The sequence below is a fragment of the Leptospira borgpetersenii serovar Javanica genome (assembly GCF_003046425.1).
GTDB lineage: Bacteria > Spirochaetota > Leptospiria > Leptospirales > Leptospiraceae > Leptospira > Leptospira borgpetersenii.
Genome location: NZ_QAJG01000004.1, coordinates 100,001 through 119,896, shown reverse-complemented (window position 1 = coordinate 119,896; position 19,896 = coordinate 100,001). Strand labels below are relative to the sequence as shown.

The following is a 19,896-nucleotide window of genomic DNA, read 5'->3' as shown; positions in this document are numbered from 1 at the left end:
AAAAGAAGAATTCAGAACATTTCGGCTTGATAACGAATGGGAATCGTAACCGCAAAAATAGTTCCACCTTCTGAATTGTCGAAAACTTTTACGGAGCCGTGGTGAAGACGAACAATATGTTTTACGATGGAGAGGCCTAAGCCGGTTCCGCCTTCTTTTCTAGAACGATTCTTATCGACTCGGAAAAATCTTCCGAAAATTCTACTTTTATCCTCGTCTTGAATTCCGATTCCTTGGTCGATCACTTGAAACTGGACCTGATCTGATTCGAAAGGAAGGATTTTCAGTGTAATCGTTTTGCCTTCGGGAGAATAAGCTGAAGCATTTGAGATTAGGTTCAAAAGCATATGCTCCAAAAGAACCCAGTCGGCCGAGATCATTAGAGGCTCCGGCATCTCTACTAGAAACCTCTGTCCTTTAGGCGACACAACCCCTTCGACCGTATAACTTAAATTCTCCACAAGAGATTTTAAGGAAAATTCCTCTTCCCCAGAAATTTTGGTTTGGTTTTCGATCCGAGTAATCGTGAGCATATCTTCCACGATACGAACCATACGGTCTGTGTTTCTTGAAATTGCGTCCAAAAATCTTTTCTCGTGACTTTCGGGAGAAAGACGTAGACGATCGAGTAACGTTTCAGTGTATCCCTTAATGGACGTAATCGGGGTCTTGAGTTCGTGAGAAGCGTTCTGAACAAATTGTTCTCTTATGATATGAGACTGCTTTTCTTCGGTAATATTTCTGATCACTCCGATGTACATAAGAGTTTTACCGTTCGTTTTCAGAGGGTACATTTTGATTGTGTAAAAATTTTGTCCGAGATCCAGTTCCATTTTGGAATCGCCCGATCCTCTGAGGTGGTTCGATACGAATTCCAAGAGCCTCGGATCTCGAGTTGCGTCTGCGACTTTTCTGGACCTGGAATTCGGTTCAATGAGAGATCCTGGGATACTTTTGTTTTGAAAAAGAATAGAAGCATTTTCGGGGTCGATCGCAAAAACACCTTCCTTTAAATTCTGTAAAACGGAATCGAATTTTTCTTTTTCGATCGTGAGATCCACAAACTGGCTTTTAAGCCTTGTAGACATTAAGTTGATGGAGGAAGCGAGGTCTGCGAGTTCTCGAATGTCCGACAGAGTCAATTCGGATCCGAAGTCGCCTGCATTGATCTCTCCTGTTTTTTTTTCGATTCTATCCAAAGGCTCCGCTACACTTTTGGCGATCGAATAGGACATGTAGAATGTTCCGAACATCGCGAAAAGAACGTAAAACGAAAACAGAAGAATTTTAAAATCCGAATGAACAAACTTTTCCGCAAAAAGAACCGCCCCAGCAACAACGAGAAGAACTAGCAAAAGTAACCAGTTACTGAGAAGAAGTTTTGAAAATAAGCTACGCCTCATTGAATCTATAGCCGATTCCGCGTATCGTTTCGAGTCTTTCCTTTTCGTCTCCGAGTTTATCGCGTAATCTTTTAATATTTACGTCGACGGCTCTGTCGGTGACGTAAATATCTTTTCCCCAAGCCCGATCTAATAATTTGTCCCTTGTAAAAGCTACGCCGGGGTTGGTCATGAAAAGATTCAGAATTTTATACTCGATTAGCGTTAAATCGACTTCGGAGTTATTGATGAATGCTTTATGTGCTTTCAGATTAAGAAAGATGTTTCCGATGGTAATATTTCCTTCGAATTGCTCTTCTTCCTCGCCTTCTTTCGTTCTTCTTAAAACGGAACGCACTCTTGCGATCAATTCTCTAGTGCTGAAAGGTTTGCGAACATAATCGTCCGCGCCGAGTTCGAGTCCAAGAACTGCTTCGGTTTCACCGGATTTGGCGGTAACCATAATGATCGGCATGGAATATTTTTCTTTGATTTTTTTACAAAGATCCATACCTCCTATTCCTGGAAGCATAAGATCTAAAATGACTAGATCCGGAGTATTTTTTTCCAGTTTTGGAAGTACTTCTAATCCGTTCTGACACGTATCTACTTGGTAGCCGTTTTCTTCGAGGTGAAATCGGATCAGTTCGGCGATATCTTCCTCATCATCTACGACAAGGACTTTTTGCCCTGGGTTCCCTGATTGGTTTTTCATGAAGTCCTGTTCTTTTTTGTCGGCCTATCATTATTATTTTACAAAGCGACTTTTCTTTTTTAGAAAATCAGAAACCGTTAGATTTTTTCTGTTTCGACCGAGCAAAGTCTGTAATCTTAATATTCCAGAAATTCGTTACAATTAGAATACGAAAAAATTACAAACAACAGAAATTCGATTTTTCCTATCGCTCCTAATTGAATCTACATGATAGAGAGAAAACAAAAACTACTCTTTATCGCCCAATTGTGCGTTGATCTTTCGTACTAGTGCTCTTTGGCGGAAAATTGAAAAAACGAGAAAGCCAGAGAGTAATAAAGCTCCTATGAAATAAACTTCGTTCAGACTTTTCAATCTTTCATGTTCTTCTTCAATTGCTTTGATACTTTCTAAGTGAGAAATTAAAAAATAGAATTTGTCCGCCTTAGGCCACTCTTTTCTAGATTCTTCCCGAATTTGAGTGATTAGAATCGCCGCTTCTTCTTTTTTCATCTTTTGGAGGATGGGAAAAATCTGGTCTAGATCGGAATTAAGATACTCTTTCGCTCCCAGAATCGATTTTGATTTTCCGTTACCGGAAAGAGAGTTTTTATCTGCAAACGTATTGTTTGTCGTTGTCAAGATGGAGAAAATTAAAAGGGAAAAGAGAGAAATTTTTAAAGTAGTCGAGTTCATTCAAAAAAACCTAATTTGTTTTTCCATTCTTTTGTGTATGGATTTCTATAATGGACAAGATAGATTCCTGCTAAAATAGAGAAAACACAAAAGAGAATGCTGCTTGTGACTAAAATAAAAGGAAGGAGATTGGTCTCGACCAAAAATCCAAAATCCAAAAAGAACAAAACGGATAAGGGTGAAAATCCCAGGAAAAATAAACCGGATAAGATAATTTTAATGTGACGTATGGGGACGATGTGCAGCATCACCCTGCGCTTTAAATCAGGCGGAACCTTCGTCGTATTTTCCGAAGGATTGAGAGGTTCTTCTTCGAAAAAATGCAGTTTTTCTTCGAGTTCGGTCGGGACGAAATCTATTTCTTTAGAATGGGAATTATTCTTGTTTTTCATTCTCTTCTTTGTTTAACCAATCTCTCATGATTTCCTTTCCCCTAAAAATATAACTCTTTAAAGTGTTCATTTTCAAGTTTAATTTTTGGGAAATTTCTTTATAGGACATATTCTCGAAATAATGGAGCATGATCGGTTTACGATAGAGTTCCGGTAGACTTTCCACGAGGCTTCTGATTTTTTCGGAAATTTCCTGTTTCAGAAGTTTTGTTTCCTGTTCGGATGAGGTTTCGTTTTTCTTTTCTACTTCACTTTCCGTAAGTAGAAGCGTATCGAGTCCTGATATATCGGGATGTTCTCTACGATACCTTCGGATAATTTCGTTTCTTGCGATTACGAACAACCAAGTGGAGAATTGGGACCTACCTTGAAATGTAGATAGACTTTCAAAGGCTTTTAAGAAAATATCCTGAGTAAAATCTTCAGCTTCGGTTTCGTTTCGAAAGGCTTTGATCGCTTGAGAGTAAATTAGTCCTTGATACCGGTTCATCAGTATTTCAAAGGAATTAAAATCGCCGTGTAAAACTTTTTGAATGCAATCCCAGTCCTCTTGGTTGCATACAATTGGAGTGTTTTCCCTCATCGGGAGAATTTATAATAACAGAGTAATCCCAGGCCGGTCCCGAGCGGAACAAGTCCGCCTAACATGGCGAGAGATTGTCCTAATACGGAAATGAATCCGATGGAAAGCGCGATTCCAACGAATGTGAAAATCAATCCTAAAAAGAAAGAATAAGTTCTTAGATCGAAAGTTTCTTTTTTATAAAGTCCGGCTTTGATGATTTCAATCCGTTGTCGGTACCACCAATAAAAAACAAAAAATAGTAACGCACAACCGAATACGATTCCGAAGATAGGAACTAAGTAAAGAACCACTTTATAATCGGATCCGGGATTGGGACTTTGATTCTGAAGGTGTTTCAGAATCAAGTCGAGCGTTTCTAGTAATTTTACTTTTTCTTCTGGATTCATCTTACAATCGCTGTCATTTTTCTATGTTCTGCTTTGGTTTTAAAGTAGGGAATTCTTTCTTCTATACCTGGGCGATTGATCAAAGATTGATACCATTCTTCTTCTTGGAAACTTTCTTTTAAGAAAGAATTCCGAATTTCGGGTTGAAGCAAGTTTTTAATCATCTTCATAAATTTTTACCTCCTTTGAAAATTATAGCACGTTTTAAAAATCAAATGTCAATTCAAACGATAAGAACCGTAAAGTTATAGTCTTCAGAATCGGTTCTTATGTCTTATAAAACTATCGGCAGATTCGTACAATTCGTAGTATGATTTCTCGATTCGTAAGATATGTTTTTCGTCTTTGAATTTAAAATTTTCAGATGTTCGTGTTATATGTAGTCGACAGGATCCTAATCGGTATTTTTTCCAAAAAGGATTCGGGTTAAAACAACATGTCGTTTTATCCACAATTTTCAAATGGCAAACTAAATGAAGAAAAAAATGTCTTTTTAATTTTTTTGGAAGAATTTACGAGCGGGATCAAAAAAAGGAGGACTACTTAAATTCGGTTCCGCTAGAATAGGTTCCCTTTCAAAGTTTGCGTAGTCTCTCAGAAAATTTACGATGATCCTTCCGGTGATTCCCCAAAGTAGTTCTTCTTCGAGGTCGAAGTAATAAATTTCAATTTCTTTCGCGCCCGATCTCCGAATTCGAATGGAATAAAACGGAGCCGTTTCCAAGCGATTGAGATCCAATAGGATAGGACGTTCTACTTCTTCCGGATTTGTATCGAATAGAAACGATCCGTTGTAACGTGCAATGAAGGGGGAAATATGAAATCCGGTGTGAGTAAAAAATCCGTCATATTCTCCTAAAACTTCCAGAACGGAACTGGATTCTCCCATTTCTTCTTCCCATTCTCTTAGAGCTGTGTTTAAAAGATTTTTATCCGTTTTGGAATAAGCTCCTCCGGGAAAGGAAATTTGTCCTGGGTGTGCTTTTAGATTGAAATTTCTTTTTTGTAAAATCAGGCCCTGTGCCGAATTTTCCTTTTCATAAATAGGAAGAATAACGGAGGAAGCCTTGGACTTTTCTTCTCCGATCGGCGGAGTTGGAATTCCGGTAAAAATTTTCTGAGGAACTGCAAGTCGGTTTTTGAGCGACTGAAAATCAAATCTCATTTTTTCACCTGCATTGGAAGAGTTAAATATTTCTATTCGAATTTTTTATTTATCGGAATGAGTCCCTTGATATTCGATTCGTAAGGTACATTTTCTAATGCGGCCAAAATAGAGGGGCCGTAGTGAATCACTTTCCACTCTGAGAAAAGATTCATCTCTCTCAACTCGTCTAAAGTTTTCGGATTTCTTTGGGCCAACTCCGCGATCATTTTGTTCGAAGGCATCATCTGATGACTCATTCTTCTGATGGACATGATCGTTTCTCTCCAAATTCTCAGACGTTTGAAACGTTCGCCTTCTTCGTTCGTCAAGTTTTCACCCGGTTTTTTAAAAAGCTCGGATTTTTGAATCGGAGGTCCGCTGGGATTCGCATAAATCCGAAATAAACTTTCCGCATCTTTTTTACCGACAATTTCGGTTAACTTTGCCATGTCTCTTCTTGACTTTACGAGAAGAATCACCTTTTCGTTGTTGAATACCCGAAATGGGGCTTTGTTTAACTTTCTAGATTTATCGTCCCTAAAAACCAACGTGTCGTATATAAATCTTCTTTCATCGGCGCTGTATTCCAAAATCTCGGGGAACTTATCCATGGAGATGGAATTTCCTTCGGCGCCCGGTTCTTCGGATGCGATCTTTTCAAATTCGGAAAGCGCTTCTTCGTAAAGATTTCTCTTGGTAAGTTCTTCCTTCATTTTTTCCCAAATCGTTTCTAGATAAACCGTATCTAAAGCCGCGTATTGAAGTTGACTTTTTTCAAGAGGTCGTTTTTCCCAATTAGATTTTTGTTCTTTTTTGGAAAGTTTTATCTTATGATAATAATCCACAAGATAAGTTAAAGAATATTGTTCGTGATCTAAAAGACGGGAACTGAATCCGGTATCCGCGATGTTATGAAATTTAAAACCGAAGTCTTTTTTAAGGGCTTTAATATCATCAATGGCGGAATGGAATATCTTTAGGATTTTTTTATCTTCAAATAAATTTCCAAGGCCATCTAAATTTTGTAATTTCAAAGGATCGATGATATAATTTTTTCCCTTAGCCGAAATTTGGATCAGACAGACCTTTGAGAAATAGGTATAATAACCGGAGGACTCCGTATCGATGGAGATGGAATCGGCCTGACTCAGAGTGATGAGAACGAGTTGTAGGCTTCGAATTGTATCTACGACTATGTAATCGGAATTTATTTGCATGAAAAACGCGACCTGAGATTTTGAGCTTAAGAGGCAGAGAATGAGTCGAATTCCCGATAAATCCAGAGTAAGAAGACAAGCCCAGGATGACAAACCAAAAGATGAATGTGCGATTTTTGGTATATTTAATTCATCGGAAGCCTCTAATTTCACATATTTAGGTCTTTACTCGATGCAACATCGGGGCCAGGAATCTAGCGGGATCGTTTCCTCGGACGGAGAGCATCTTTATCGATACGCGGGTATGGGATTGGTAGCCAGCATCTTTACGGAAGCTAAACTCAAAGAACTTCAGGGGGCTTCTGCTATCGGGCATAATCGATATTCTACTACCGGAGCGAGTTTTTTAAGAAATGCTCAGCCTCTTCGAGTCGAATCTCATCTCGGAGCTGTTTCTTTGGCTCACAACGGAAATTTGGTCAATTCTTGGGAACTTAGAAGTCAACTAGAAAAGGAAGGAAGTATCTTTCAAACTACGATCGATTCGGAAGTGATCGTTCATTTGATGGCTCGTTCCGGGGAAACAGATTTTCTTTCCGCACTTTCTTCTGCTCTCAAAAAGGTAAGAGGTGCATATTCTCTTGTTATTCTGACGAAAACCCAATTGATCGCAGTGCGAGATCCAAACGGATTTCGTCCATTGGTGATGGGCCGCCGAGAAGACGGGTCCATCGTTTTTGCTTCCGAAACCTGCGCTTTCGATATCACGGATACAAAGTATGAAAGAGACGTTGGGCCGGGCGAAATGATTGTAGTCGATAAGAACGGAGTTAATTCTTACTATCCGTTTCCGAAAGCGACTCCAAGTCTTTGTATTTTTGAATATATTTATTTTGCAAGACCTGATTCCAGTATCTTCGGAGAATCTGTTTATAAGGTTCGTAAGAATTTAGGAAGATTTTTAGCCCGAGAATTGCCGGTCGAAGCGGACGTTGTGATTCCGGTTCCCGATTCTGCGAACATTGCGGCCTTAGGTTATGCGGAAGAATCCGGAATTTCTTATCAGTCCGGTTTGATTCGTTCTCATTATATCGGTAGGACTTTTATTGAACCCGATCAGAAGATTCGGGATTTTGGAGCAAAGATCAAATACAACGTGGTTCGAAACGTAGTCGAAGGAAAAAGAGTGATCGTAGTAGACGATTCCATTATGAGAGGAACTACGAGCCGAAAGATTATCAAGATGGTCCGAAACGCGGGCGCTAAGGAGGTCCATCTTAGAGTTTCCGCACCTCCTACCATTTCGCCTTGTTATTATGGAATTGATATTCCGACGCACAATGAGCTCATCGCCGCGACTCATACGATCGAAGAAATTAGAAAGTATTTAAGGGTGGATACCATCTCTTATCTTTCGGTTGAATCTATGAATCGTGCGGTAATGGATCATAAGGGCGGCGGATTTTGCAACGCATGTTTCACGGCTCAATATCCCGTAGAGTTTCAAAGTGAATTAGGAAATCAAAAAAGTCTTTTTAAAGAATACCAAGTAGAAGAAAGGGCCGTTTATTAAACGAGTCGTCGACATTCCGTATCAACGGGCTCTTATCTTTTATTAAATTTATAGAGCATGATCGTTCTCACATTAACGTGAATTCGATATAAAATTCTGTCCCGAAACTGGGACAGAATCTTGCAGCTTGATCTTTCTGACAAAGTAAGCTAGTGTTTTGGAACGCGCTGTAAAAAAGTTCGGGCGAGTGCTCGCAAATTTGATAATTGAAGCGCTTTCGTAAAAAGCGTTTCACCTGAATTTTTCAAACTAAAGTGCTTTCTAAGATCACAGAATAATAATGACTTTCACATTCGTTGTGCCGAACTCACGTTACATTATGTTCAAGGAGTGTGGTTTTTGTGTTTGGAAAGGAGTTCTTTAATGAGGTTTTTTTTCGGATCTTCCTAAAATTCCTTTTTCTTCAAATATTCCCAAGATTTCCATCGTAATTTCCGGTTCTAAGATGGATAAGTCTCCGAACAGGGATTGATGATTGAGTTTGCCGGATTTGTATTTTTCTAGAATTACGTGCGAGGATTCAATGATTTGTTGTTTCCTTAGAACAAGTTCCTCCATTGTGGATAGGATCAAAAAAATTTCCGGATCGTCCTCGAATAATTTCAGAATATGTCGATAGATTCCCGGACTTTGAATCGGTAATTCGTAGATTCCGTCTTTGAGAGAAAGATAGAGCTCTTTTTCTTCTTCTATGTTCAGTCCCGCGAGATTTCTTAGATCGGAAACCGCTTCCGGAGGAAGAACGGTTAAAAATTGAGAAGCAAATTCCGGATCTTTTGCTTCTTTCAGGCAGTATGAGATAAAACTGCATATTCTTTTTGGAGATAGCGAACTCCAATACGCGTTCAATTTTAAGTCCAAAAAAGAAGTGGTATTTCTGAGGCTTCTTCTTTCGTCCTCGGTTTGTTTATATATTCCATATTCATAAATTATTATTTTATAAAGTAATTTATTGCCGAATGAGTCTATGGTCTCTTTGACCTTTTGGGGCTCGATAAGTGTGAGAAAATATCTTAGAACTTCGAAAAAAACCGGTCCTTTGGAAATAAATTTCTCCAAGACGATAGGATGAGCTTGTAAAAAAGCGGAAGCGCCGACGTTGATTCCGATTTTTCCTTCGGCAAATGCCTGCATTTTTTCACTCGCTATACAGGATTCCCGAATTTCCCGACTCCATTCGTTGGGTAATAGGTTTTGCCTACAATTAGCAAGGCACGGCTCCCCTAGAGAAGTACCGATTTTACAACATATTTTGACTTCTTTATCCAGACTAAACTTCCACTTTTACCGGACTAAATCCCCACAATCTCTCATTTCGGGAGCGTAAGGATTTTGAATTTTGGTTCCATGACTCACCCAGGTTTTATTTATCATCGGACAATAGAATCGATTAAAAACTCCGGTTCCACCTGCAAGTCTTAGACTATCTGCAAGGTTTTCAGAGAAAGAAGAATAGGCTTGAAAGAACTTTTCGATGTCTTTCGTATCTTTGTCTTGTAGAAAATTTTTCATCTTTTCGGCCGAACTTTTAAGTCCTCCGTTTAAGGAAATGAGTGCATTGATATGAGAGATCAATTTGCTCGTGTCGGGAATTTTACCTTCCTCTTTCATTAAAAAACTATGAATGGATTCGTTTTCCACGAGAATTTGTTGTAAGACGTCTTTTTCAGATTCTGTTATAACGAGAGGAGTTTTTTGACAAGAGGATAAAAGGGCAAGAATACTGATTAGTAGGATTAAAATTTTCTGCATTCTTCAAATCTCCAATAAAAGCGTGTAAACTTAAATCCTACAATTCTTGAAAAAACCTTGGTGTAAAGTACGGAATCCTTTAAAATCTAAAAAATACTAGAACCGATCTCAAAAACTCTCTACATTGGTTTAGAATGCGTTGTTCGGCATTATAAGTTACTTTTGCGATAGATTCCTGGCGTTTCTTCGTATTTCCTCAGGTTTTTAAAAGAAGCAAATCGTATCAAAATCATTCAGAATGATAAATTATCATACTGCTTTATGATTAAAGATAATCTTTGTTTATTTACAGCGCGTCCCAAGACCTGCGGAAACGATTCTTAGAAAATGACGCATTGAGTTTTCTGCTTTATCAAAAAGATCGGTCGATAGAACTAACTAAAGCGTCTCGCTTCTATTGTCACTCGACGGGGTTCTTATGTTGCTTTTCGATCGACTCTTTCTCAGGAAACGGGTTGCACAATCGACCGGGGATCGGATTCTACTGAAAATGAAAGTCGAGGTTCTTACTTAATGCCGAACTTTTATACCAAACACGTTTTTGTGTGTGAGAATGTGAGAGCTGAAGGAGAGAGGGTTTCTTGCGGTCGTTCCGGTTCGATTCAGTTATTGGCTTCCCTCAAGAAAAAAATGAAGGATCTTTCGATAGAAGGAAAAGTGAGAATTCAGAGAGCCGGTTGTCTGGATCGATGTGAGTTAGGTCCCGTTCAGGTGAGTTATCCGGAAGGAAGATGGTTTTCTTTGAGGACTGAGGAAGACGTAGATATATTCTTAAAATATTATATACAATCTGAACAAATGGAAAAAATAGAACATTTGATCATAAAGGAAAATCAATGAATCTCCCTAAAACGTACAAAGCATTAGAACTCAGAGAATACGGTGAAAATAAGGACAGGTTAACCATTGTCGATAAGACGATTCGCCCGTTGAAAAAAGGAGAGGTATTGATTCGTATGCATTCCGCTCCGATCAATCCTTCCGACTTAATGTTTTTAAGAGGTTTTTACGGAATTAAAAAAAAACTTCCAGTTGTTCCGGGCTTTGAAGGAAGTGGAAACGTTGTCGCTTCCGGCGGTGGTTTTTACGCCTCTTATTTAAAAGGAAAGAATGTCGCATGTACTGCCGGACGAGGAGACGGTGTCTACGCGGAATATATGATTACGGATGCTTTTGCTTGTCTTCCGATCGGAAAAGATCTTTCATTAGAACAGGGAGCCTGTCTTTATGTGAATCCGATTACGGCAATCGTATTGGTAGAGCGAGTACAAAAAATAGGGGCCAAAGCTTTGGTTCAAACAGCCGCCGCGAGTGCTTTAGGAAAAATGGTCGTGGGGATTGCAGCTCGCAAAGGTATAAAAGTGATCAATATCGTTCGAAAGACCGAACAGGAAGAGGTTTTGAAAGCGGTCGGGGCGGAATATATTTTAAATTCGGAAACTTCAAACTTCGAAAGACAGCTCCGAATTCTTTCTAAAGAACTGAATGCCACAGTCTGTTTGGATGCAGTTGCAGGAGAGTTGACATCCAAAGTTTTGTCAGCGATGCCTTACGGAAGTCGTGCGATTGTCTATGGAGGGCTTTCGGAAAAAGAGATTCCAATTCATGCAGGAATGATGATATTCCAAGATAAGAAGTTGGAAGGATTTTGGCTTTCCGCTTGGGCTCCGCAACAAACTCCGTACAGAATCTGGAAACTTTCAAGACAATTAAAATCTTTGGTTAAAAAAGAATTGAAAACCGATATCTCCGCAAGATTTCCTTTGGAAAAAGCGATCGAGGCGGTTGATTATTACTCTGCCAATATGACCAAGGGAAAAGTTTTGATTCAGACTTTATTTACGGAAGGTAATTGAGAAATTGAGGAATGTATATTCTATACTTCGAATCGAATTGATTCTTTTATGCGGAATTTCGATTTTTCATTCCTGTTCCGCTTTGAAGGACAATTACAAGGCTCTTCAGAAATGTAGTTTTCGGGTTTTGTCTTTAGAAACTTTAAAGGCGGAATTGATTTCTTTTCCACCTGTGCCTAAGATTGTTTTTTTAGCAAAAGTTGAAATCACGAATCCGAACGAGACCGAAGTAATTCTTCATAAATTTGACCTTTCTTTTTTCATTCTGGATGACGCCGAAAAGGAATCCGTATTTGCGAGAGTACAATCCGAAGAGAAAATAACCGTTCCCATTCTACAAAAGAAAACGGTAGACCTTCAAGTGGAAACCCTTTTTGAAAAGAAAATGGATCGTAATCTTCTACAAATCGCTTTAGGAATTTTACAGGCGGGGTTGTCGGGAAAGGAACTCAATTTTTCGATTCGAGGAAGCTTCGAATATGAAACGATTTTCGGTTCTGTTCAGATTCCGGTGAACGAAAAGATCCCTTTAAAAACGAGGAAAGGTGATTTGGGAATTTGAAATTTTTTTTGCGATAAGAGGAACATTCTAAAATTCGTAAATTGCTGATTCAAGACGGATTCTACTGCAGCTACTGTTTTTGCGGGAATTCAAGATATTTTTTTGAGTTTTAAAACGAATTCTTTGAAAAAACAACGTGAAGTTGCTTTACAACTATCTCGAAAATATAAAAGAAATTATACTTTGGTCTTGGATAAAATGCGAGTTTCTTCAAACTACCTCACTTAAGAGTTGATAGGTTTTGAACTTATATATCCGCAAAGTCCCAGATGAAATCTGATTTGCTACCGAAGCTTACTGAAATAAGCATGAAATGTATGATACAAAAATTCAGATTCACAATTCTTATTTTATCTTTGTTTCCGAGTATTGGATGTTATCAGAGAAATACGGATGAAGATTTTTATACGTTTGAAGAAGCGAATACGAAATTAATCTCTGCGTATGAATCGAAAGACGTAATTTGTAATACAAATCGGAGACTTACCGCGTTTGTTCCAGGGCGTTCTCGAAAAAAAGAAATCGATCTTTGTGTGAATGCGGTCCTTGCGGTAAGTTGTCAGTCTTGGGCGTCCGTTTCCACGGATGCCACTCCGACGACTTGTAAGTCGATTGAGTTTCGATATTGAGGAAATAAAATGAAATCTGCGGAATGGTTTTTTGTACTGAGCCTTTTGTTTGCGGGTTTTATTTATCTGTTTCTTCTTTTTGTAAGGAGAAAAGAAAAAAACGCTCATAATTCGATCGTAAAATACTCTTTTCCTAAGGATGATTTAAACTTTTCTATCAATCGAATTTCTGATTCCGGAGAGAATAAAAATCCTAAAACAAATGTTTTGGAAGTCTTCGATTACAATGGGATTAAGATTATGCATGAGAATGGGATTTATACCGTCAATACGGGCGGTGAAATCGAAGTCTACGGTTCTTGGCAGACTCTTCCTTCCCGTTATCAAAGAATGGTGAAAGAAATGGATCATCGCGCTACCGGAGAAAAAAAGGCCGGTAAGTATTATATGGAAATTTTAAACGGAATTTATTATGTGATTTTTCCGGACGGTAAAAAACATAAATACAGACATTTCGAAGATATTCCCGAAAAGATCCGGAAAAATTTGGGTTACTAAAACCTATCTTAAAAATACTTTATCTTTATTTAAAACGTTGATTCCGATCATTTTCAGATAGGTTTTAAGATTTTTTAAAACGAATAATTAGGAATTTATTATATTAGAATCCGTCCCAAAACTGCTTTCTGTAGTTGTGGCATTGCCGCAACACTGTCACCAATCCTCTGAATGTGGGAACTCCCGCATTTTTTAGAAATTTGTCGGATCATTTAGAGACTTTTCTTCAGGTTTTGAGACGGGCTCTTGGATAATTTGTGATCTGTGGAAATGTTGTAACTCGAACGCATCAAAATTAATAATATACTATAACAAGCTTGTTTTAAAAATTGGAATATAGAATCTCTTCAAAAATACCAACAATTCCAAGTTGAACGTAATTTTTGATAATTTCTACCTCTTTGCAAAGTATTGTATTTTAATAAAGTTGTTCTATTGTATGAGAATCGTTTTTTACGCAGTGATCCTGTTTTACTCGATAAGCGTTTTTAGTAAGGACAATAACGCCGAACGTAATTATAAATCGAATGAATGTGTCGTATTGATTCATGGATTTTTAAGATCATCGTCTCATTTGAAGAAAATAGGGGATTATTTTTTAAAGTACGGTTATTCAGTTCATTATGTTGACTATCTTTCTCGGGTAAATCAGATTGCAGAAATTTCAGATATTTATGTTTTACCAGTAGTCCAATCAAATTGTGGTAATCATGATAAAATTCATTTTGTTACTCATTCTGCCGGTGGAGTGGTCGTTAGATACTTTTTAGGAAAATATCATTTAAAAAATCTCGGAAGAGTAGTGATGTTGGCTCCTCCTAATAGAGGCAGTGAGGTTGCGGATTTTCTTTCACAATTTTCACTCATTAACTATTTACTAGGTCCAATGCTAAAAGAATTAGGAACTAATAAAATGAGCTTTGTAAATTCTCTTGGAATTCCGAATTTTGAATATGGAGTAATCATGGGAAATTCAACGTTAGATCCGATTTCTTCCATGATCATACCAGGCGATGACGACGGGAGGGTCTCGGTTGATAAGAGTAAGTTGGCAAATATGAAGGACTTTCTGTTAGTAGATAAAACTCATACTTTTCTAATGGATGCTACAGAAGTGCAAGAAGCTTCCTTACATTTTATTCAGACAGGTGAGTTTTTAAAATCTGAGTAAAAAGGAGATCAATTCAGTATGATTTTCGCATTATCATAAATTAAGAACTTGCCCCAAAACCTCGGATGTAGGAACTCCTACATTCAGAGGACTAAGGACAGTGTCGCGGCAATGCCGCTCCCACAGAAGACAGTTTTGAGACGGGCTCTAATTAACGTGAATTCGACATAAGAAAATACGAGAGAACTTTCTACGTGTGAATTCCTACACTTTCAGCATATGTTAATAAAATCGCGATTTGTAAGAGTTCCTACAAATTATATCTCTTATAAGCGTATAAGCTTTTTTATCATTGGACTTCTTGTCGTTCCAGCGTTTAACTTTTTACGGAAAAATTCAGTTTTATAAAAGTTCGGTTTTTGCTCTGAGCTCAGATTTATTAGAAATTAATAGTAAGGAGATTTATGAAATTCTAATTAGTTTGTATGCCCTTGCTCGACTCGAATCGCTTTCGGAAACGTAGGACAAGCACTAACACACTGACCGCAACCTGTGCAATTTTTTGAGAAAGAAGGTTTATTTCCTTTAAAGTTGACGACTCCTTCCACGGGACAACTGTCCTTACAATTGGAACAAGTGAGTTCTCCAGTTTTAAAGTTGATACAGAACTCGAAAAATCTTTTTGCCTGTCCGAATTTGGGAGGACCGCTCAAAGGAAGCAGGGCCTCGTCCTTGCACGCGTTGATACAGGGCCAATCTTTACAAAGCATACAAGCGTTGAGATTGACATCCATTCGAGGAATATGTTTTTCCGTGGTCTCGTCAAAAACGGGAAACAAAACGCTGTAAGGACAGGCATAAATACAATCTCCGCAACCCGTGCATTTTTTGAAGAACTCCGTCTTGTCTAATGCTCCTGGCGGGGATTGAACGTTTCGGATTTTTCGTTTTCGATTCGGTTTGATTTGTTGAGGAAAAATGAATTCAACTTCTTTCGAAGATTTTTTTGCCTTTGTTTTTTTGAGAGCTGATCCGGTTTGAGTTTGTTGATTTTTCACCGGTTTGGAAGAGGGAGAATCTTCGGAAACGATTTCTTGAAAACCGGAAACTAGATCCGCCGCATTTTCCTGAGCGAAGTCGAATATCTTCGCAAAACCTTTTTTAAAAAAATCTTTTCGGTTCAATCTGCGTTTACTCTTTCGATTCTTGCACCTAACGCACGCAGACGAGTATCAATATTTTCAAAACCTCGATCGACCTGACCTATATTATGGATAGTACTCGTCCCTTCCGCACAAAGAGCGGCAATAATCATCGCCATCCCGGCGCGTATGTCCGGACTGGCCACCTTTTGTCCATACAATCTGGAATGTCCGATAACAATGGCTCTATGAGGATCGCAAAGGATGATCTGGGCTCCCATTGCGATGATATTATCCACGAAGAAAAGTCTGGATTCGAACATTTTCTCGTGGATCAAAACCGTTCCTTTACACTGAGTTGCGGTTACAAGAGCAACCGAGGTCATATCCGCGGGGAAACCCGGCCAGGGAGAATCGTCTATCTTAGGAGTAGCTCCGTGATAATCTGGAATGATTTCCATCTTTTGGTCGGAAGGAACTAGGATTCCGTTTTCATGTGGGCGTACCTCTATTCCAAGCCGGGAATAAACCATTCGAATCATACGAATGTCTTCCAGTTCTACATCTCGAATCATCAGTTCTCCGCCCGTGACAGCGGCCAAGCTGATAAACGAGCCGACTTCGAGATAGTCCGATCCGATTTTGTGTTCTTTTGTGGGAGGTTTTAAAGAGGTTACTCCTTCGATTGTAAGGATGTTTGAACCGATTCCAGAAATTTTTGCTCCCGCGGAGTTTAAAAAATGACAAAGTCTTTGTACATGAGGTTCACTCGCCGCATGTCGAAGAATCGTGACTCCTTCCGCAAGGACTGCAGCCATTACTGCATTTTCCGTTCCGGTTACGGAAGCCTCGTCCATTAGAATATCCGTTCCTCTCAATTGGTCTGCCTTAATTTCGTAACCGTCCGGAAAAACTTCTATATTGGCGCCTAATGCTTGTAACGCGAGAAGATGAGTATCTAATCTTCTTCTTCCTATTTTATCTCCTCCAGGCTTCGGTAAGAAAACTCTTCCCGTAATCGCAAGAATCGGACCCGCTAAAGTGACGGCGCCACGAATGCGAGAACAAAGCTCTTCGGGAAGTTGGTTCTTTAGATTACCGTCGTGTTTGAAAGTATAAGTTCCAGGTTCTTCTTCGGTGATTTCCATACCTAAGTGGCGGAGAACTTCCATGAGCATGAGTACGTCTGAGATAACCGGAATGTTGCTAATACGAACGGTTCCCGGAACCATACAAACTGCACCGAGTAATGGCAAAGCTTCATTTTTATTTCCCTGTGGAACCACTGTTCCATGAAGAGGGGTTTTTCCAATGATCTTGAAATACGAAGATCTCATAATGATAAGCTGTAGGATACGGTCTTTCTGGCAATCGAATTGTAACACTACGTTCAAATCGTTTTCATTTCAGATTTTGGCTTGTTTCAAACTCGCTTTTCCGAAATGGTCGCATTCGATTGAATCAAGTGCCGTTCTAAATGAATTCTGTTGACTTCTCGTTCCAAAGAGGAGATAAACGTTTTATTCATGAATAATTTACACAATCGTTTTCAGAAGTTCCAGAAAACAATCTGGTTCAACATATTCTGTTATTTTTGGACCGGTTTTTTTTCTTTCTTAGCATTTGCTCCAGTTTCTCTGACTCACTTCGTATGGATTGCACCTTTCGGTTTTTTCTGGTTGAGTTTGAAATACCATGGAAAGTATAAACAATTATTTTACCAAGGGCTTATCGTCGGAATCGTTTTTTACACAATCTCTTTTCATTGGATTGTTCACATGTCGATCACCTTCGGAGATTTTCCGTATATGGTTGCGGTTCTTATCCTTCTGCTTGCCGGCGCCTTATTCAGTTTAAAGTTTCCGATCTTTATGATGAGTTTTTCTTTTCTTTCGGGAAAGGTCGGCCGTCATTCGATTTGGGTCGCGGGTTTTTGCGGACTTTTGTCCGAGTTAGTGGGACCTCAGCTGTTTCCTTGGTATTGGGGCAATCTTGCGGCCGGAAATATCATCCTCGCACAGAACGTGGAGATCACTGGAGTTTACGGAATCAGTTTTTTGGTATTTGTTGTTTCTTACACTCTCTTTCAATCCAATCCTTGGTATTGGAAGGAAATCCTTCATTCCAAAGAAAAAAGGAAACAATATTTTCGTTTTGTATCATTACCTGTTCTTTTACTTTTGAGCTTTATCGTTTCAGGCTTTGTCCTTTATAAAAAATGGGAGAATGTAAAGCCCGTTAAATCCTTAAGTGTGTTAATCGTTCAGCCGAATGCTCCATTGAGTTTTAGAGATGGAAGGGAACTCAAAGAGTCGATCGAATCTCTTATGGTTCGGATCGAAAAGCTGACCGATGAAGGTGTCAAAAAAATGGAAAAAAAACCGGATCTTATCGTTCTTCCCGAAGCGGGAGTTCCGTTTTTTTCGGCCCACAATACGACGGTTACGACGGTTACACGCAGATTGTATTGGCATCGTTTCGATTCTTTGATGTTTTTACTTGCCAATCGATATAAGGCCAACGTGTTTTTTAACGAAATTGACGCTAGATATAAAGGGGAACCAAGCGCTCGTAATTTAAGATATTATAATAATAACGTATTATACGATCCGAACGGGGATCGAAGGGATTCCTACCAAAAGAAATTTCTTTTAATGTTCGGGGAATATATGCCCTTTGATTTTCTCTACGAACTCAGCCAACAAACCGGAAGATTTGAACCGGGTTTGACTCATAACCTGATTCGATATTATACTCCCGCCGATAAAGATAAGTCGCCGAAGGGATTACATTTGGGTTGGAATGATACGGAAAATTTGAGTCACGAGGCGATTCGTTCTTATTATGAGGCGGCGAAGACGGAAGTTCAGGTGTCTGGTAAATTTCTTCCTTTGATTTGTTACGAAGTAATTCTTCCTGAGTTTGTAAGAGAATTTAGGACCGCGGGAAATCCTGAATTTATCGTGAATCTTACAAACGATAAATGGTATGGAACAACGACCGAAAGTGATCAACATATGGAACTCGGAAGATTGCGTTCGATCGAACTTCGAAGATGGATGGTGCGTTCTACGAATTCGGGAATTTCCGCAAACATAGACCATTTGGGAAGATTTGTAGGAGATAAAAAAACAGGATTAATGACTGCGGAAACTATTTCCGAAACGATCGAAGTGATTGATTCTCCGCCTACATTTTATACTCAATACGGAAATATAGTTCCTTGGTTGATGCTTTTTTTAACGGGACTTTATTATCTCAATCTTTTGATCGGAATTCGAAGGGGAAAGTCCTCCTAATTGAAAAATTCTTTTAGGAAAAATGGATTTGAACCTATTCGTATTTTGTTTAAGCGCACATAAATCTGAAGATTCGTTTTTTAGGGTTTGTTTAGAAGGAAATTTGAATCTAAAAAAAGAGCGAATATTTTATATTATAAACTAATAAATGTTAAATGAGGTCAAATATCCGTTTGTTCCAAAATCCAATCGATCTTTGATCCCAGGTCAATTTTGGGTAATTCCGTTGAATAACGGGAAATTTGCCTGTGGAAGAGTCATCGAAGTTCATCCTTTTGAAACGAAAATGTTTTTGGCAGGTTTGATGAATTGGATTGGAGAAGTCGTTCCAAAAGAAAACGATTTGGCTGGAAAACAAACTATAAAACAAGGTCAAGTTCATATTAAAACAATCCATCAAACCGGATTGAATGGAATGATAATCGGGTATAGAAATTTATCTTTGGATAAAATAGAACCGGATTTTTTCAAATCTCAGGATGGTTATCAGTCGGGAACTTCTAAATTGATGAAAGGATATCAAGAAATCCGGCCTTTGACAAAAGATGAATCGGATCTTTATCCCACTTTTTCTACTTGGGGTTATGATGTGATTCGTGTTCTGGCGGAAGAATTGTCAGTATCAAAGAAGATTTAAAATTTCTTCACTGCTCGGAGTTGTATAATAAAGTATTAATAGTCAATAAATTGCATGGAACATTGTACAACAATCATCTATAGTTTCAATTGATTATAGAAGCGAAACGCTGAGTCCCTTTACATTACTTACATGAAACGATCTTTCGTGATAAACATTGAGATACTCAATTTTATAGGGATGAGTAAAATAGAATTGTTGAAAAATTAATTTTCATTTTATTGAAATGATTTCGTTTAGATCAACTATTGAACTTTTTAATAATTCTAATAAACTTTAAAGTATTTTAAATAAGGATGTTGTTCTAACGTTTCAAATGTGGGAACTACGGATCGCGTTGGAAACTAAAGCACAACGCTTTCCTTAAACTCAGCGTCTCGCTTCTACGGTCGCTCGA

The 19,896-nt window shown here is 38.6% G+C and carries 21 protein-coding genes and 1 pseudogene; 9 read left to right on the top strand and 13 right to left on the bottom strand.

Translation table 11 applies throughout. The annotated features are described in order from the left end of the window. Positions 1-11: 11 nt before the first annotated feature. The 9 genes from CLV95_RS04455 to CLV95_RS04415 form a co-directional block, all read right to left on the bottom strand. The gene (locus CLV95_RS04455; protein WP_107694872.1) at positions 12-1,403 is read right to left on the bottom strand and encodes a HAMP domain-containing sensor histidine kinase; all 1,392 of its coding nucleotides are present in this window, start codon (positions 1,401-1,403) and stop codon (positions 12-14) included. Further along, positions 1,393-2,097, bottom strand: a complete 705-nt coding sequence (locus CLV95_RS04450; RefSeq protein WP_107694870.1) for a response regulator — start codon at positions 2,095-2,097, stop codon at positions 1,393-1,395. The genes CLV95_RS04455 and CLV95_RS04450 overlap by 11 nt, the downstream gene beginning before the upstream one ends. Before the next feature lie 228 nt (positions 2,098-2,325). Next, positions 2,326-2,772: a hypothetical protein gene (locus CLV95_RS04445; protein WP_002732548.1), complete on the bottom strand. Its 447-nt coding sequence runs from the start codon at positions 2,770-2,772 to the stop codon at positions 2,326-2,328. Beyond that, positions 2,769-3,164, bottom strand: a complete 396-nt coding sequence (locus CLV95_RS04440; protein ID WP_002732537.1) for a hypothetical protein — start codon at positions 3,162-3,164, stop codon at positions 2,769-2,771. The genes CLV95_RS04445 and CLV95_RS04440 overlap by 4 nt, the downstream gene beginning before the upstream one ends. Further along, positions 3,148-3,747: an RNA polymerase sigma factor gene (locus CLV95_RS04435; RefSeq protein ID WP_002724486.1), complete on the bottom strand. Its 600-nt coding sequence runs from the start codon at positions 3,745-3,747 to the stop codon at positions 3,148-3,150. Before CLV95_RS04435 ends, CLV95_RS04440 begins: the two co-directional genes overlap by 17 nt. Further along, on the bottom strand, positions 3,744-4,136 hold the full coding sequence (locus CLV95_RS04430) for a hypothetical protein (protein ID WP_002732754.1): 393 nt from the start codon (positions 4,134-4,136) through the stop codon (positions 3,744-3,746). Before CLV95_RS04430 ends, CLV95_RS04435 begins: the two co-directional genes overlap by 4 nt. After that, positions 4,133-4,306, bottom strand: a complete 174-nt coding sequence (locus CLV95_RS04425) for an LIMLP_16695 family PerRB-regulated protein (RefSeq protein WP_002724453.1) — start codon at positions 4,304-4,306, stop codon at positions 4,133-4,135. The genes CLV95_RS04430 and CLV95_RS04425 overlap by 4 nt, the downstream gene beginning before the upstream one ends. A 323-nt stretch (positions 4,307-4,629) precedes the next feature. Next, complete coding sequence (locus CLV95_RS04420) at positions 4,630-5,301, bottom strand: NUDIX hydrolase (protein ID WP_002724372.1); 672 nt, start codon at positions 5,299-5,301, stop codon at positions 4,630-4,632. Positions 5,302-5,333: 32 nt separating this feature from the next. Then, complete coding sequence (locus CLV95_RS04415) at positions 5,334-6,500, bottom strand: ribonuclease D (protein ID WP_002732559.1); 1,167 nt, start codon at positions 6,498-6,500, stop codon at positions 5,334-5,336. Between the two features lie 40 nt (positions 6,501-6,540). Between CLV95_RS04415 and purF the strand changes: the two genes are divergently transcribed. Beyond that, the gene (gene purF, locus CLV95_RS04410; protein ID WP_002724420.1) at positions 6,541-8,013 is read left to right on the top strand and encodes an amidophosphoribosyltransferase; all 1,473 of its coding nucleotides are present in this window, start codon (positions 6,541-6,543) and stop codon (positions 8,011-8,013) included. 323 nt (positions 8,014-8,336) lie between these two features. Here purF and CLV95_RS04405 read toward each other — a convergent pair. After that, positions 8,337-9,319: pseudogene (locus CLV95_RS04405) on the bottom strand (hypothetical protein). Further along, positions 9,298-9,765 carry an LIC13259/LIC11441 family protein gene (locus CLV95_RS04400; protein WP_002732541.1) on the bottom strand — a complete coding sequence of 156 codons (468 nt, stop codon included), beginning with the start codon at positions 9,763-9,765 and terminating at the stop codon, positions 9,298-9,300. The pseudogene CLV95_RS04405 and the gene CLV95_RS04400 overlap by 22 nt, the downstream one beginning before the upstream one ends. Before the next feature lie 513 nt (positions 9,766-10,278). On the opposite strand from CLV95_RS04400, the gene CLV95_RS04390 reads away from it, so the two are divergent. From CLV95_RS04390 to CLV95_RS04365, 6 genes are all read left to right on the top strand, one after another. Beyond that, a complete protein-coding gene (locus CLV95_RS04390; protein ID WP_002721413.1) occupies positions 10,279-10,605 on the top strand; it encodes a (2Fe-2S) ferredoxin domain-containing protein in 327 nt (108 codons plus the stop codon). Next, positions 10,602-11,621: a zinc-binding dehydrogenase gene (locus tag CLV95_RS04385; protein WP_002721388.1), complete on the top strand. Its 1,020-nt coding sequence runs from the start codon at positions 10,602-10,604 to the stop codon at positions 11,619-11,621. The genes CLV95_RS04390 and CLV95_RS04385 overlap by 4 nt, the downstream gene beginning before the upstream one ends. A 4-nt stretch (positions 11,622-11,625) precedes the next feature. Then, complete coding sequence (locus CLV95_RS04380; protein ID WP_002721418.1) at positions 11,626-12,183, top strand: LEA/WHy family protein; 558 nt, start codon at positions 11,626-11,628, stop codon at positions 12,181-12,183. Positions 12,184-12,491: 308 nt separating this feature from the next. Beyond that, positions 12,492-12,812: an LIC13255 family lipoprotein gene (locus CLV95_RS04375; protein WP_016749379.1), complete on the top strand. Its 321-nt coding sequence runs from the start codon at positions 12,492-12,494 to the stop codon at positions 12,810-12,812. Between the two features lie 9 nt (positions 12,813-12,821). After that, positions 12,822-13,310: a hypothetical protein gene (locus CLV95_RS04370; RefSeq protein ID WP_002721389.1), complete on the top strand. Its 489-nt coding sequence runs from the start codon at positions 12,822-12,824 to the stop codon at positions 13,308-13,310. 439 nt (positions 13,311-13,749) lie between these two features. Continuing rightward, positions 13,750-14,481: an esterase/lipase family protein gene (locus CLV95_RS04365; RefSeq protein ID WP_016762560.1), complete on the top strand. Its 732-nt coding sequence runs from the start codon at positions 13,750-13,752 to the stop codon at positions 14,479-14,481. Between the two features lie 416 nt (positions 14,482-14,897). Here CLV95_RS04365 and CLV95_RS04360 read toward each other — a convergent pair whose 3' ends face one another. Beyond that, the gene (locus tag CLV95_RS04360; RefSeq protein ID WP_002721403.1) at positions 14,898-15,605 is read right to left on the bottom strand and encodes a 4Fe-4S dicluster domain-containing protein; all 708 of its coding nucleotides are present in this window, start codon (positions 15,603-15,605) and stop codon (positions 14,898-14,900) included. Continuing rightward, positions 15,602-16,900 carry a UDP-N-acetylglucosamine 1-carboxyvinyltransferase gene (murA, locus tag CLV95_RS04355; RefSeq protein ID WP_002721370.1) on the bottom strand — a complete coding sequence of 433 codons (1,299 nt, stop codon included), beginning with the start codon at positions 16,898-16,900 and terminating at the stop codon, positions 15,602-15,604. The genes CLV95_RS04360 and murA overlap by 4 nt, the downstream gene beginning before the upstream one ends. Before the next feature lie 189 nt (positions 16,901-17,089). Here murA and CLV95_RS04350 point away from each other — a divergent pair, with 189 nt between their 5' ends. Both CLV95_RS04350 and CLV95_RS04345 read left to right on the top strand, forming a co-directional pair. Then, complete coding sequence (locus CLV95_RS04350) at positions 17,090-18,862, top strand: apolipoprotein N-acyltransferase (RefSeq protein WP_016561343.1); 1,773 nt, start codon at positions 17,090-17,092, stop codon at positions 18,860-18,862. Positions 18,863-19,010: 148 nt separating this feature from the next. After that, positions 19,011-19,499 carry an immunity 26/phosphotriesterase HocA family protein gene (locus CLV95_RS04345; RefSeq protein ID WP_002732428.1) on the top strand — a complete coding sequence of 163 codons (489 nt, stop codon included), beginning with the start codon at positions 19,011-19,013 and terminating at the stop codon, positions 19,497-19,499. Positions 19,500-19,896: the final 397 nt, after the last annotated feature.

Bases quoted from the DNA above. Each gene is read 5' to 3' on its own strand.
- CLV95_RS04390 (WP_002721413.1), top strand. From the start codon at position 10,279: ATGCCGAACTTTTATACCAAACACGTTTTTGTGTGTGAGAATGTGAGA.
- CLV95_RS04420 (WP_002724372.1), bottom strand. From the start codon at position 5,301: ATGAGATTTGATTTTCAGTCGCTCAAAAACCGACTTGCAGTTCCTCAG.
- purF (WP_002724420.1), top strand. From the start codon at position 6,541: ATGAGTCGAATTCCCGATAAATCCAGAGTAAGAAGACAAGCCCAGGAT.
- CLV95_RS04450 (WP_107694870.1), bottom strand. From the start codon at position 2,097: ATGAAAAACCAATCAGGGAACCCAGGGCAAAAAGTCCTTGTCGTAGAT.
- CLV95_RS04375 (WP_016749379.1), top strand. From the start codon at position 12,492: ATGAAATGTATGATACAAAAATTCAGATTCACAATTCTTATTTTATCT.
- CLV95_RS04430 (WP_002732754.1), bottom strand. From the start codon at position 4,136: ATGAATCCAGAAGAAAAAGTAAAATTACTAGAAACGCTCGACTTGATT.
- CLV95_RS04440 (WP_002732537.1), bottom strand. From the start codon at position 3,164: ATGAAAAACAAGAATAATTCCCATTCTAAAGAAATAGATTTCGTCCCG.
- murA (WP_002721370.1), bottom strand. From the start codon at position 16,900: ATGAGATCTTCGTATTTCAAGATCATTGGAAAAACCCCTCTTCATGGA.
- CLV95_RS04445 (WP_002732548.1), bottom strand. From the start codon at position 2,772: ATGAACTCGACTACTTTAAAAATTTCTCTCTTTTCCCTTTTAATTTTC.
- CLV95_RS04385 (WP_002721388.1), top strand. From the start codon at position 10,602: ATGAATCTCCCTAAAACGTACAAAGCATTAGAACTCAGAGAATACGGT.
- CLV95_RS04415 (WP_002732559.1), bottom strand. From the start codon at position 6,500: ATGCAAATAAATTCCGATTACATAGTCGTAGATACAATTCGAAGCCTA.
- CLV95_RS04365 (WP_016762560.1), top strand. From the start codon at position 13,750: ATGAGAATCGTTTTTTACGCAGTGATCCTGTTTTACTCGATAAGCGTT.
- CLV95_RS04350 (WP_016561343.1), top strand. From the start codon at position 17,090: ATGAATAATTTACACAATCGTTTTCAGAAGTTCCAGAAAACAATCTGG.
- CLV95_RS04345 (WP_002732428.1), top strand. From the start codon at position 19,011: ATGTTAAATGAGGTCAAATATCCGTTTGTTCCAAAATCCAATCGATCT.
- CLV95_RS04400 (WP_002732541.1), bottom strand. From the start codon at position 9,765: ATGCAGAAAATTTTAATCCTACTAATCAGTATTCTTGCCCTTTTATCC.
- CLV95_RS04370 (WP_002721389.1), top strand. From the start codon at position 12,822: ATGAAATCTGCGGAATGGTTTTTTGTACTGAGCCTTTTGTTTGCGGGT.
- CLV95_RS04425 (WP_002724453.1), bottom strand. From the start codon at position 4,306: ATGAAGATGATTAAAAACTTGCTTCAACCCGAAATTCGGAATTCTTTC.
- CLV95_RS04455 (WP_107694872.1), bottom strand. From the start codon at position 1,403: ATGAGGCGTAGCTTATTTTCAAAACTTCTTCTCAGTAACTGGTTACTT.
- CLV95_RS04435 (WP_002724486.1), bottom strand. From the start codon at position 3,747: ATGAGGGAAAACACTCCAATTGTATGCAACCAAGAGGACTGGGATTGC.